This is a genomic window from Collinsella sp. CLA-ER-H7 (assembly GCF_040092345.1).
Classification (GTDB): Bacteria; Actinomycetota; Coriobacteriia; order Coriobacteriales; family Coriobacteriaceae; genus Collinsella.
Genome location: NZ_JBBNLT010000008.1, coordinates 1 through 12,934 on the forward strand (window position 1 = coordinate 1; position 12,934 = coordinate 12,934).

The 12,934-nt window shown below is 60.3% G+C and carries 12 protein-coding genes; 1 reads left to right on the forward strand and 11 read right to left on the reverse strand.

Annotated features, from left to right (window positions below; all coding sequences use genetic code 11):
- Positions 1-224: 224 nt before the first annotated feature.
- The 3 genes from AAAX75_RS05785 to AAAX75_RS05795 all read right to left on the reverse strand — a co-directional run bounded on the left by AAAX75_RS05785 (position 225) and on the right by AAAX75_RS05795 (position 3,110).
- Entirely contained in the window at positions 225-1,625 is a 1,401-nt protein-coding gene (locus AAAX75_RS05785; RefSeq protein WP_349091398.1) for a phosphoglucomutase/phosphomannomutase family protein, read from the reverse strand.
- 158 nt (positions 1,626-1,783) lie between these two features.
- Positions 1,784-2,677, reverse strand: coding sequence for a homocysteine S-methyltransferase family protein (locus AAAX75_RS05790; RefSeq protein ID WP_349091399.1), 894 nt, complete (start codon positions 2,675-2,677; stop codon positions 1,784-1,786).
- Between the two features lie 10 nt (positions 2,678-2,687).
- Positions 2,688-3,110 (reverse strand): metal-dependent transcriptional regulator, encoded by a 423-nt coding sequence (locus tag AAAX75_RS05795; RefSeq protein ID WP_040359600.1) that lies wholly within the window; start codon positions 3,108-3,110, stop codon positions 2,688-2,690.
- Positions 3,111-3,230: 120 nt separating this feature from the next.
- Between AAAX75_RS05795 and pepT the strand changes: the two genes are divergently transcribed.
- Positions 3,231-4,478: a peptidase T gene (pepT, locus tag AAAX75_RS05800; protein ID WP_349091400.1), complete on the forward strand. Its 1,248-nt coding sequence runs from the start codon at positions 3,231-3,233 to the stop codon at positions 4,476-4,478.
- A gap of 395 nt (positions 4,479-4,873) precedes the next feature.
- Here the strand turns inward: pepT and AAAX75_RS05805 are convergent, their stop codons facing one another.
- The 8 genes from AAAX75_RS05805 to atpF form a co-directional block, all read right to left on the reverse strand.
- Positions 4,874-6,109, reverse strand: coding sequence for an LCP family protein (locus AAAX75_RS05805; protein ID WP_349091402.1), 1,236 nt, complete (start codon positions 6,107-6,109; stop codon positions 4,874-4,876).
- A gap of 12 nt (positions 6,110-6,121) precedes the next feature.
- Complete coding sequence (murA, locus tag AAAX75_RS05810; protein WP_349091403.1) at positions 6,122-7,405, reverse strand: UDP-N-acetylglucosamine 1-carboxyvinyltransferase; 1,284 nt, start codon at positions 7,403-7,405, stop codon at positions 6,122-6,124.
- Positions 7,406-7,493: 88 nt separating this feature from the next.
- Complete coding sequence (atpC, locus tag AAAX75_RS05815) at positions 7,494-7,886, reverse strand: ATP synthase F1 subunit epsilon (RefSeq protein ID WP_006235718.1); 393 nt, start codon at positions 7,884-7,886, stop codon at positions 7,494-7,496.
- 3 nt (positions 7,887-7,889) lie between these two features.
- Positions 7,890-9,344 carry a F0F1 ATP synthase subunit beta gene (atpD, locus tag AAAX75_RS05820; RefSeq protein ID WP_006235717.1) on the reverse strand — a complete coding sequence of 485 codons (1,455 nt, stop codon included), beginning with the start codon at positions 9,342-9,344 and terminating at the stop codon, positions 7,890-7,892.
- Positions 9,344-10,252 (reverse strand): ATP synthase F1 subunit gamma, encoded by a 909-nt coding sequence (atpG, locus tag AAAX75_RS05825; RefSeq protein ID WP_006235716.1) that lies wholly within the window; start codon positions 10,250-10,252, stop codon positions 9,344-9,346. The genes atpD and atpG overlap by 1 nt, the downstream gene beginning before the upstream one ends.
- 5 nt (positions 10,253-10,257) lie before the next feature.
- The gene (gene atpA / locus AAAX75_RS05830) at positions 10,258-11,856 is read right to left on the reverse strand and encodes a F0F1 ATP synthase subunit alpha (RefSeq protein WP_195521257.1); all 1,599 of its coding nucleotides are present in this window, start codon (positions 11,854-11,856) and stop codon (positions 10,258-10,260) included.
- Positions 11,856-12,332, reverse strand: a complete 477-nt coding sequence (locus AAAX75_RS05835) for a F0F1 ATP synthase subunit delta (protein WP_035138792.1) — start codon at positions 12,330-12,332, stop codon at positions 11,856-11,858. The genes atpA and AAAX75_RS05835 overlap by 1 nt, the downstream gene beginning before the upstream one ends.
- Complete coding sequence (gene atpF, locus AAAX75_RS05840) at positions 12,322-12,924, reverse strand: F0F1 ATP synthase subunit B (RefSeq protein ID WP_006235712.1); 603 nt, start codon at positions 12,922-12,924, stop codon at positions 12,322-12,324. Before atpF ends, AAAX75_RS05835 begins: the two co-directional genes overlap by 11 nt.
- Positions 12,925-12,934: the final 10 nt, after the last annotated feature.

A 12,934-nucleotide genomic window follows, 5' to 3' on the forward strand; every position in this document is an offset into this window, starting at 1 on the left:
CTGGTGTGTCCATCCTCGCAGTATCCGGTTCTCAAGGTGCACGCCCCGCGGCTGATCCGGTTCGACCGGGCCGCGCGGCAAGGAGATATATTGCCAGACCGGAGGGGCGCCGTGGGCGGGAATCTGGGCGTACACATTTCCTACACATCTTGTGATCCGACTAACGTTTGCCAGCCGTCAACTACCGCTCGCCGAGCATCTCTTTATATAAGGCAGTCTCATGGTTAAAGCGGATACGTCCCCCTAGCTAAAGCACAGCCAGCATCGAGCAACTCATCACGTTCTTCCACCGAGAACCCCTCGGCGTAGACGCGCACCACTGGTTCGGTCCCGCTAGGACGGACCAGCAGCCACGTGTCATCCTCGAATGACAGACGCAAGCCGTCCATATGACTAACGTTTTGCGGCACCTTGCCACAAATCGACTTGGGGTTTACGCCCGGCAGCAGGGTTCGTAACGTTTCGGTATCTTCGGCCTCAAGGCGCAAATCGCGTCGACCGTAACTCGTCTTACCAAAACTGTCCTCGAGTTGGTCGACCAGAACGCCCAAAGGCGCGTCCGTCTTTGCCATAAGCTCACACAGAATCAGACAGGCGAGGATTCCATCGCGCTCGGGCATATGCGCGGCGATGCCGATACCACCGGCTTCTTCGCCGCCTATGAGGACGCCGCCCTTCTTCATCTCCGCCGCTATATATTTGAAACCGACTGGTTTGACGGTCACGCGGCAGCCAAGCGCCTCGGCAATGCGACGTACGAGCGTCGAGCATGAAAGATTGACGACGACGCGCCCCTCCAAATTACGAAATTGAACCAAGTCGCCCAAAACGAGCGCCATGATCTGATGCGGATGTATATATCTGCCGCGCTCGTCAACCGCGCCGATACGGTCGGCGTCGCCGTCGGTCACCAGGCCAGCGCAAGCTCCGTCCTCGATAACCGTGCGCTCGCAAGTGTCCACCCAAGGCTCAACGGGGTCGGGGCAGATATCTTCTTGATCAGACGCCTGCCCGGCGTGAATCTCGTGCACCTCAACGCCAAGCTCGCGCAGCAAGTCGGCTAGATAGCCCTGGGCTGCGCCGCCCATGGGATCGACAACCACGCGCAAGTGCGCGGCGCGGATGGCTTCGGCATCGACAAACGATGCCACCGCCTGCATATAGTCAGGAATGATATCCGCGGTGCGATATTGCCCCTCGATCCCCATTGGCTCGGGAGCCATGGTCTCTTCGAGCTCTTCGATGACATCCTGGTTGGCGGTCGAGCCGTCACCCATGCGAATCTTGAGGCACAGATAGCCCTGCGGATGATGGGACCCCGTCACCATGAGCGCGCCGCACGCCTCACCGTCATAAGCCGCCGCCCACGTAAGGGCAGGGGTCGGAACAGGTCGCGAAGCGAGCACGGTGTCCAGCCCGTGCGCTGCTAGCACGCCCGCCGCAAACTCAGCGAACTCGCGCGCCAGGGGCCGGGTATCGAACCCTATATATACCGTTTTGCCCGGATTGGTCTTTTGCCACAACTCGCCGACGGCATCGGCGATACGGGCAACGTTATCGGCAGTGAAGTCCTCATCGACGCGAGCGCGCCAACCGTCAGTTCCAAAATGAATTATCGCGCACACGCGCAGACACCTCGCAGTGTTTGGATCATGGTACGCATGGGGTATACCCGCAACATGCACTCGGCAACCTGCCGGCACCAGCATTCACCATTTGGGCAAATGCTGCCGAGGACATGCAAGCAATAAAAAAACCGCCCCGTATGGAGCGGTTTTGCCCTTTATATATCGAGCGCCTCGGCCATCGCGGCCGTAGTGATTGCCGTGGTTCCACAGCAACTGCCCACCATTGCGGCGCCGGCATGTCTCCATTCGATGCATGCGCGCGCGAAAGCTTCGGGGTTCTCGTGCCATACGGGGCCATCCTGAGTCTGGACCGGATCACCTACGTTGGGACGCACCGTGACGGGAGTAGTCGCCGATGCAACCATCCTGGGCACCGCCGCGTTCGCGGCCGCAAGCGGACAGCAATTAACACCAACCGAGTTTGCGCCGTGTTTTTCGGCGTACAAAACGGCTGCCTCGATGTTGAGGCCATCGCCCAACAGGTCGCCTTTATCGTCAACGACAAAACTCACCAGAACAGGCATGCCATCGGCGGCATCTCGGGCGCCGGCAAGCATGGGCTGCAAATTACGGATAGACGTCACCGTCTCGATCAGCAGACCGTCAACGCCGGCGTTGAGCAAGGTGTGCGCCTGTTCGCGCGCAATGCCTCGGATTTCACGATACTCGGCAGAGTCCTCGGCAAACCACTCAATACCGATCGGGCCCATCGAGCCTAGCAGCAGCTGAGGGTGCGCCTGGCGGGCATCGTCGACGGCCCCGCGATTGACCTCCGCCACGGACGGCGCAATCTGGTCGTGCTTGAGGGCATAGCTCGATGCCTGAAAGGTGTTGGTAATGAGCACCTGCGCGCCGGCGGCGACATACAAGCGATGGATACGAGAAACGGTCTGCGGCTCTGCCAGATTCCAAAACGCCGGTGGAATGTCGGCGGCATCGTACTCACTCAACAGAACACTGCCCATGGGACCCTGCGCCAACAAGGTCTCGCTCGACAAGCGGCGCGTAAGTTCCTCGGCACCAAAGCGGTTGTAATAACTCGTATCCATATATATCCCGCTATTCCTCGACACTGATTCCCTGCTTTTCGAGATAGGCGAGCCAGCGGCTCATCGTGTCCTCGGATAGCGCATGCTCCATCATGCAGGCCTCGGAATCGGCTCGCTCAAATTCGACACCGAGCTCCTGAACCAAAAACGTGCGGATGAGGCGATGACGGTACCAGATAGCCGTGCCAACCTCGCGGCCGCGATCGGTCAGGATTACCTTGCCATAGTGCGATTGCTCGACAAGCTCGGATGCCTTAAGCGCCGAAACCGCTTTATTGACCGATGCCTTGGAGACGCCAAGGCGCTGCGCGATGTCGACCGATCGCACGCCGTTGGTTTCCCCCTCTTCGCTTTCAATGCGAACCATGCACTCCAAGTAGTCTTCGTTCGCCACCGTCAGATGTAGTTCGCGCGAGCTATTTGTCGTATCCATGATCTTCCGTCCCTTCTGCATTCAATGGCTGATTCTACCCCATCCAAGCGTCGTGGTATGCCGTGGCATACCGTGCTAGAGTTCTTGTTGCACACGACGACCAAGATTGGAGCGGTCTTTATGGAAAACACCACCACGAGCCCCGATGTCCTCGAGCGCTTTTTGCGCTACGTCCAGATCAACACGCAGTCCGAGGATGCAAACTGCGACCAGGTACCCTCGAGCGCCGTTCAGTTTGACCTTGCCAACGTGCTGGCTGAAGAGCTGCGCGAGCTTGGTGCGGAAGATGCCCACGTGACCGAGCACGCCTATGTCTGCGCGCATATCCCCGCAAGTGCGGGCGCTGAGGACAAGCCCGCCCTGGGCCTGATCGCCCATCTCGACACCACCGAAGTTGCACTGGGCGCCGGCGTGAAGCCGCACATCGTACACTACGAAGGCGGCGACCTGGTCTGCGGCACGGTTGACGGTAAGCCCGTTGCCATGAGTACCGCCAAGCTTCCCGCCCTGAACGACCTCGCAGGTGAGGACCTGGTCTGCAGCGATGGCACCACGCTGCTGGGCGCGGACGACAAGGCAGGCGTCGCCGAGATCATGTCGCTTGTCGCGCGTATCGCTCAGGACCCTTCTCTGCCCCATCCCGCACTCGGCATTTGCTTCTGCCCTGACGAGGAGATCGGCCACGGAGCCGAGCTGTTGGATATCGATACCTTTGGCTGCAAGTACGCCTACACGGTCGACGGCGGCCCCATCGGCGAGCTGGAGTGGGAGTGCTTTAACGCCGCCGAGGCGACCGTCCGCTTTGAGGGCCAGTCCATCCACCCGGGCGACGCTAAGGGCCGTATGGTCAACGCAGGCAATCTGTTCTGCGACTTCAACGCGTTGCTCCCCTACGTGCAGCGCCCGGAGTATACGGAAGGCTACGAGGGCTTTTATCACCTTGAGGGTGTATCTGCGACCGTCGATCACGCCACAGCGCGCTATATCGTCCGCGACCATGACGCCGCCAAGTTCCAGCAGAAACTCGACCTTATTGATGCCGCCGCCTCGATGCTCAACCAGCGTCTGGGTGAGGAGCGCGTGACAGTCGAGATTAAGCAGCAGTATCGAAATATGGCCGAGATCGTTCGTGACTATCCCGAGCTTATTGATGTTGCCAAGGAAGCCTACCTTGCCTGCGGCGTTGAGCCCCAAGTGCTGCCGATTCGTGGCGGCACCGACGGCGCTCAGCTGTCGTTCCGCGGTCTGCCCTGCCCCAACCTTTCCACCGGCGGCTATTGCTACCACGGCGTCAACGAGTTCGTCCCGGTCAGTTCGCTCGTCAAGATGACCGACGTGCTCCAGGAGCTCGTCGCCCGCTTTGCATAAGCCTGGCTGCACAAGTCCAAAAGACGAATTGCCCCGTCCTCAACCGAGAACGGGGCGATTTTTTTACTGCAACGAGAATAGGTTGACGCACGCCAGCCTCTTAACGCAAGGAGTGTCCCAAACTGCCGGCACAAAAGGAACGTCCCCAAGTGCCAAGTGCATCAAGAGTGTCCCCTTTGACCAGTCGTTTAAGAACGTCCCCAATGACTACCCATGTGCCAAGTGTTACGCCGATGTTTTGGCAACGACAGCGAGTGGGTCGCATTTGAGACAAGGTGACGTGAAACGAAAGGGCGCTGACCTTCTGGTCGCGCCCTTGAAGTTGAACGTCAGATTGTCCAAATGCGGCCCGCGCAGCGTCGAGCCGTTACGCGGGCTGGTAAGCCCGCGTAACTCTAATAGTTGGCCTCGTAGCCGTTACCGTCGCCGGTGGGCTCTTCGTAGTAGTCCGAATCGCTCGAATCGCTTGAGCCATCGGAATCGTCAGAGCTGACCGATGAGGTTGCGGTACCGTTTGCGTAGTCGTCAGACGTGTTGTTGTTCAGGTCGCCGATCGTAGAGCTAGAACCGTCGGAAAGACCCATGGTGTTGGGACCCTTGGGATCCTTGCCGGCATCGACGCGCTCCATCATTTCCTTGAGCTCGTCCTCGTAGACAAAGACGTAGCTCACACCGTCAATCATGGTGCTGTCGTCGGCGTACGAGGGCAGGTTGGCCGAGTAGATACCGTCGACATCCATACCGCGCATGGCGTTGACCGTAGCCACGATATCCTGAACGCTCATATCGGTTACGAGCATATCGGACAGCGAATTAACCAGGCCAAAGATCTTCGTGGCATCGAAGTTATTGAGAATCTGGTTGGCAAGGGCGCCAAGCACCTGACGCTGGTGGCGCATGCGCGTGTAATCGCCGTCGGCATAGGTGTAGCGGCAGCGGGCATAGGTAAGGGCGGTGGCGCCGTCCATATGTTGCTGACCAGCGGTAATCTTAATATCCAGGTGCTCGGGGTCGTCAACATCATCGGTTGCGTTAATGTCGATACCGCCAACCGAATCAATCAGCGCCTGCATACCGTCGAAGCTGACCTCGGCATAGTGGGAAATCTGAACACCGCACAGCTCGTTGACAGCCTCGACCATGGCCTCGGCGCCGCCAACGGTATGGCAGGCGTTGATCTTCATGGTCTCGCCCTTGTACTCGACCTTGGTGTCGCGCGGAACGGAAATGAGCGTCGCCTGCTTTTGCGTGGGATCAATGCGTGCCAGGATAATCGAGTCGGCACGGTACGTATCCTCGCCCGGACGGCCGTCGGTGCCAAGAAGCAGCACGTAGAACGGATCCTTTGCCTCATCGGTGTCAACCAGAACCCGACGCAGATTGTCGGTAATGACATTAGAATCGCCGAGCTTGCCCATAATGGTGGCAAACCACAGGCCGGCAGCGGTAGTGGCACTCAGCAGCACGCCAAGCACGACAATGAGCGCGACGTGACGAATCGTGTGGCTACGACGACGTTGGCGAGCGCGCTCGGAATAGCGAGCCACGTTATCGCGACTGTAGATCTTGGCCTGCGCACCAGTTGAGGGTCTTCGGGCGGTGGTATCCGCGAGGGGCTTTTTATTAAACATAGGCAACCTGTATTAGTAGATGACGGGATCGGGGACGGTAGCATGCTCGACATGCGCGCCGAGCGCCTGCAGCTTTTCGACAACCCGCTCGTAGCCGCGCTTGATGTGATGGATGGCCGAAACCTCGGTCGTCCCGTCGGCGATCAAGCCCGCTACGACGAGGGCCGCTCCGCCACGCAGATCGGGCGAGGTAACCTGTGCACCTGAGAAGCCCTTGACGCCATGAATCATGGCATGATGGCTCTCGATACGAATGTCGGCACCCATGCGCACCAGCTCAGAGGCAAACATAAAGCGATTCTCGAAGATGTTCTCGGTGATAACGGAGCTACCATCGGCAAGGGCGGAGAGCACCATAATCTGCGCCTGCATGTCCGTCGGGAAGCCGGGGAACGGAAGCGTCTGGATGTCGACCGGCTTGATACGCTCGGCACGGTTTACATGGACGCCATCCTCGACGCGCTCGCAGTCGATACCCATGAGCTCCATCTTCTTGAGCACCATGCCCAAGTGAATGGGGCAAAAACCCGTGACGTCGACACCGCGATCGTCGGCCATCAACGCACCGGCGACGATAAAGGTGCCGGCCTCGATGCGGTCGCCCACTACGCGATGGGTAACGGGATGCAGCTCTTCCACGCCCTCGATGGTCACGACAGGCGTACCGGCGCCGACAATCTTAGCGCCCATCTCGTTGAGCATGTTGGCGAGATCGACGATCTCGGGCTCGCGGGCGGCATTGTCGATAACCGTGGTACCCTTCGCGCGCACGGATGCCATAATGAGGTTCTCGGTCGCACCGACACTGGCGAACTCGAGCGTGACGGTGGTACCGCGCAGACCTTGGGGCGCATTAGCGTTGATGTAACCGTGGGCGGTATCGAACTCAACGCCCAGGGCCTCAAGACCAAGAATGTGCATATCGATCTTGCGAGCACCCAGGTTGCAGCCGCCCGGCATGGCGATCTTGGCGCGATGGAAGCGACCCAGCAGGGGTCCCATCACGGCTGTGGAAGCACGCATCTTGGCAACGAGCTCGTAGGGGGCCTCCCAAGAATCGACCTGAGAGGTATCAATCTCGAGCGTGTGCTCGTCGAGAACATCGATCGTAGCGCCCATGCCCTTGAGCACCTTGCCCATCACGTGGACATCGGAAATATCGGGCACGTTCTGCAGCGTCGTCTTGCCCGGCGCCAGAAGCGTTGCCGCCATGAGTTTGAGTGCGGAGTTCTTGGCACCCGAGACGGGCACGGAGCCTCCGATGGCGTGGCCACCCTCAACGCGGATAATATCCAAGGTCTACCCTTTCAAAAAGCATGCCCGGGATGGCTGGGCCATCCCGGGCATGATGTGTTCGCAAATGGTCGAACGCTAAATCGTTTGACTATTGGGCAAGCTTGAGCTTACACCATGCGATTTCATTATAGAGGTAGGCGCGGCGTGCATCATCCTCCGACAAATTACCCAGCTTCTCTTCAAAACCTTGAATATCAGCTTTAAGCTTGTCGGCATCGACGGTCGCCAAATCGCAAGCGCGCTCGGCGAGAACGGTCACGACATCGTCCGCAACCTGGGCATAGCCGCCGGCCACGGCAAACGTGTGGTCGACAGTGCCCATGGCCTTATCGGAAACGCGAACGTAACCGCGGTCGATCGTGCAGATCTCGCTGGAGTGAGCGGGCAGGACGCCAAACTCGCCATCCGTGGACGGAATCGACACAAACGCAGCGTCGCCCTCATAGGCGCAGCTCACGGGGCACACGATGCGGATACGCATAACCTACTTCTCCCCCATCTTGCGGGCGCGCTCGCGCACGTCCTCAATCGTGGAAGCATAGCGGAAAGCCTGCTCGGGCAGGTCATCGGCCTTGCCGTCGACAATCTCGGCGAAAGAGCGGACGGTATCCTCGACGCGGACGTAGACACCGGGGTTGCCGGTGAACTTCTCGGCGACGTGGAAGGACTGCGAGAGGAACTGCTGAATCTTACGGGCACGGTTGACCGTAAGGCGCTGCTCCTCGGACAGCTCGTCCATACCCAGAATGGCGATGATGTCCTGAAGGTCGGAGTACTCCTGCAGGAGCTCCTGGACCTTGACGGCGACACGGTAGTGCTCCTCGCCGACGATCGAGGGATCGAGAGCGTCGGAGGAAGACGCAAGCGGGTCGATAGCCGGGAACAGGCCGAGCGACGAAATGCTACGCGAAAGAACCGTGGTGGCATCGAGGTGCGTAAACGTCGTGGCAGGCGCCGGGTCGGTCAGGTCGTCTGCGGGGACGTAGACAGCCTGGACGGAGGTAATGGAGCCCGTCTTGGTCGAGGTAATGCGCTCCTGGAGGTCGCCCATCTCGGTTGCCAGCGTGGGCTGGTAACCAACGGCGGACGGCATACGGCCCAGCAGTGCGGAAACCTCGGAACCTGCCTGGGAGAAGCGGAAGATGTTGTCGATGAACAGCAGAACGTCCTGGCCGCGATCGCGGAAGTACTCAGCGGTGGTAAGGCCGGCCAGACCGATGCGCAGACGCGCTCCGGGCGGCTCGTTCATCTGACCATAGACCAAGCAGGTCTTGTCGATAACGCCAGACTCGCTCATCTCGAGGAACAGGTCGGTGCCCTCGCGGGTACGCTCGCCGACGCCGGTGAACACCGAGGTACCACCGTGCTCCTGGGCGAGGTTGTTGATGAGCTCCTGAATCAGAACGGTCTTGCCGACGCCGGCGCCGCCGAACAGACCTGTCTTGCCGCCACGGATGTAGGGCTCGAGCAGGTCGACGGCCTTGATGCCGGTCTCGAAAATCTCGGTCTTGGTGGTGAGCTCGTCGAAACGGGGCGCTGCATGGTGGATGGGGTAGAACTCCTCCACCTCGGGCATGGGCTTGCCGTCGACGGGCTTGCCCATGACGTTCCAAATGCGGCCGAGCGTCTTGGGGCCAACGGGCATCTTCATGGGCTCACCGGTATCGGTGGCGATGAGGCCGCGCTGCAGGCCGTCGGTCGAGGACATGGCGACCGTGCGGACGACGCCGCCCGGAAGCTGGCTCTCGACCTCGAGGATCGTGCTCAGATGACCGATCGGGGTCTCGGCCTCGACCGTGAGCGCGTTGTAGATCGGGGGCACCGCGCCGTCAAACTTGACGTCGACGACAGGGCCGATGATTCGCACGATGCGACCATCACCGGCAGTCGTCTTCTTGGTGGCTTCCTCGACCGCAAGCTTTACGGTGTTATTAGCCATTACTGTTCCTCCAATGCTGAGGCTCCGCCGACGATCTCGTTAATCTCGGTCGTGATCGAAGCCTGGCGCACGCGACTATACGTGCGGGTAAGGGTCGAGATGATCGCGGTGGCGTTTTCCGTCGCGGAGTGCATGGCCTTGCGGCGTGCACCCTGCTCAGCAGCCGCCGAATCGATCAGGGCCTGGTAGATGACCGTCAGGATATAAGACGGCACAAGCTTGCCGAGAACATGCTCGGGAGAGGGCACGAACTCGAACGTGGACGAGATGCGCTTAGGGGCGTCGGTCTCGTTCTTACGCGGACCGTGGGCCATAGCGATCATCTCGGGGTCGAGCGGCAACAGATGCTCGACGCGAAGCTCCTGATCCACGCGGTTCTTGGCGTGGTGGTAGACAAGCTCGACACGGTCAAGCTCACCGGCACGATACGCATCGCAGATATGAGAGGAGATCATGCGGGCCTGATTGAAATCGGGCTCAGAGGAGTTGCCCTCAAAGTGCATGACAACGTTTGCGCGGTCACGGAAATACGTGGCCGGCTTACGCCCGCACGCGATGATCTCGCACTCGATGCCGTCGTTCGCCCAAGAAGCGGCGAGCTTTTCGGCCGTGCGCTCCACCGTCGTATTGAAACCGCCGGCAAGGCCGCGGTCCGAGGCAATAACGACAATCAGGCCATGCTTGACACTCTCATGCTTCTGCAGCATGGGATCGGTGCCCGAACAGGAGGCGTCGCCGGCGACCGTCAACATGACGTCGGTCAGCGCCTCCTTATAGGGCTCGGCCTGCTTGGAGCGATCGAGGGCACGACGGATCTTGGCCGTAGAGACCATCTCCATCGTGCGCGTGATCTGCTTGGTCGTGGTAACCGAGGAGATTCGCTTCTTAATGTCGCGAAGGTTGGCCATAGGGCTTAGTTCTCCTCTGATCCAGTCGTATCGGCATGGTGCTTAGCCATGAACTGCTGCTTAAAGTCGCCGATGACGCGCAGGAGCTCAGCCTTGGTGTCATCGTCAATCTTCTTGGCGCGAACCTTGTCGAGCAGCGAGCCAAAGCCATTGTCCATGTACTCGATGAGCTCGGCACGGAAGGGCAGCACGTCGGAGATTTCCAGGTCATCCAGGAAGCCCTCGTTGCCAGCGAACAGCGTAACGATCTGCTCGCCAACCTCGAACGGCTTGTAGCGCGGCTGCTTCAGGAGCTCGGTCATGCGGGCACCATGGGTCAGCTGCTTCTGAGTAGCCTCGTCGAGGTCGGAGCCGAACTGGGTAAAGCCAGCGAGCTCCTGATAGGAAGCGAGGTCCAGACGGAGGTTGCCGGCGACCTGCTTCATGGCCTTGGTCTGCGCATCGCCACCGACGCGGGACACGGAGATGCCCACGTCGACTGCCGGGCGCTGACCCTGGAAGAAGAGCTCGGACTGCAGGTAAATCTGACCATCGGTAATGGAAATGACGTTGGTCGGAATGTAGGCCGAGACGTCGCCGTCCTGGGTCTCGATGATCGGCAGTGCCGTCATGGAGCCGTAACCGTTCTTCTTGGACATCTTGACGGCACGCTCGAGCAGACGAGAGTGCAGGTAGAAGATGTCGCCAGGATAGGCCTCGCGTCCGGGCGGACGATGCAGCGTCAGCGACATCTGACGGTAGGCCACAGCCTGCTTGGACAGGTCGTCGTAGATGACGAGCACGTGGCCGCCGGGGTTGGTCTCGCTGGCGGGCTTACCGTCCTCGCCGTTGTACATGAAGAACTCGCCGATAGCGGCACCGGCCATAGGCGCGATGTACTGCATAGGGGCGGAATCGGCAGCGGTGGCCGAAACGATGATGGTGTAGTCGAGCGCACCGTGCTGAGCGAGGGTCTCGCGGATGTTGGCAACCGTGGAGGCCTTCTGGCCGATGGCGACATAGATGCAGACCATGCCCTTGCCGCGCTGGTTGAGGATAGCGTCGATGGCGATGGCGGTCTTACCGGTCTTACGGTCGCCGATGATGAGCTCACGCTGACCGCGGCCAATAGGCACCATGGAGTCGATAGCGAGCAGACCGGTCTGAACCGGCTCGCACACCGGGGTACGATCGATGACGCCGGGAGCCTTGAACTCGATGGGGCGACGGTGCGTGGCAACGATGTCGCCCAGGCCGTCGATGGGCTGGCCGAGCGGATTGACGACGCGGCCGAGCATGGCACGGCTCACGGGGATATCCATAATGCGGCCAGTGGTGCGGCACTCGTCGCCTTCCTTGATGGAGTCGACGGCACCAAACAGAACGGCGCCGACCTCGTCACGGTCAAGGTTCTGGGCAAGGCCGAAGACGGTCTCACCGGTATCGGAGCTCTTGAACTCCAGAAGCTCGCCTGCCATGGCGCTCTTGAGGCCGGAGACGCGCGCGATGCCGTCGCCTACCTCGTCGACCGTTGAAACCTCATGCGTATCGACCGTCGCGGAGAGGCTCGTGAGCTGCTCCTGCAGTTTCTTGGCGATATCCTGGGCATTGAGGGTTTCGGACATTAGGCTTCACCTCCGTACGAATTAGCAGAGTTTGCGAGGGTCTCCTGCGCGATGCGCAGCTGCGTCTTGACGGAAATGTCACGACGCTCGCCGCGGGCCTCGAGCACCAGGCCGCCCACGATAGACGGGTCGACCTGCTCGATAAGGAATACCTTGCGGCCGAAGTCCTGCTCGCATTTCTTAGTGATGGTTTGACGCAGCTCGTCGTCGAGCGGGATCGCCGTGGTGACGGTCACGCCCACTACATCCTCGTCTTCCTCGGCAACATACTTAAAGGCAGCTGCCACCTTGGGAAGAAGGTCGAGCTGGTCGCGCTTGGACATGGTGTCGAGCACGGCGATGATCTCGGGGCTGGCAGAGGCCAGGCGCTCGACCATCTCGAGGTCCTCGAACACATGGTTCTCGGCCTTGGCGGCTTCCAAAAGGGAACGCGCGTAGGTCTCGAGCACCTTGTCCTGATAGCGGCTAGTCGGCATTCAGGCTACCTGCTTCCTGGATGTAGCGCTCGATGAGCTTCTTCTGCTCGGCATCGTCCTCGAGTGCCTCGCCCACGATCTTGGTGGCGACGGCAACGGACAGGTCGGCGATGGAGCTCGCGGCACCGGCGTAGATGGACTTGCGCTCGTCCTCGACGGTCGTATGGGCCTTGGCGATGATCTCCTCGGCCTCCTTGTGAGCAGCCTCGATGATACGGGCACGCTCGGACTCGGCGTCCTTACGGGCCTCGAGAACGATGTCGGCAGCCTGACGACGGGCGTCGGTGACGATCGAGTCGGACTCAGCGCGCTTGGCGATAGCCTCCTGCTTGGTCTTCTCGGCCTCGTCGAGGCTCTCCTCGATCTTCTTGCCGCGCTCCTCCATGGTTTTCATGATGCCCGGCAGGGCGACCTTGGCCAGCACGATCCAGATAATCAGGAAGGCGATAAGCGCCGGGATGAACTCCGCCATCTTAGGGATGAGGATGTCCGCACCGGCGGCGCCGTCCTCGGCGAACGCGGAAACCGGCATGAGCAGCGCGGCCGCGGACGCGGAGAGTGCGATCGCGCTCTTCTGGGATGAAAGATTCATACTTGACGCT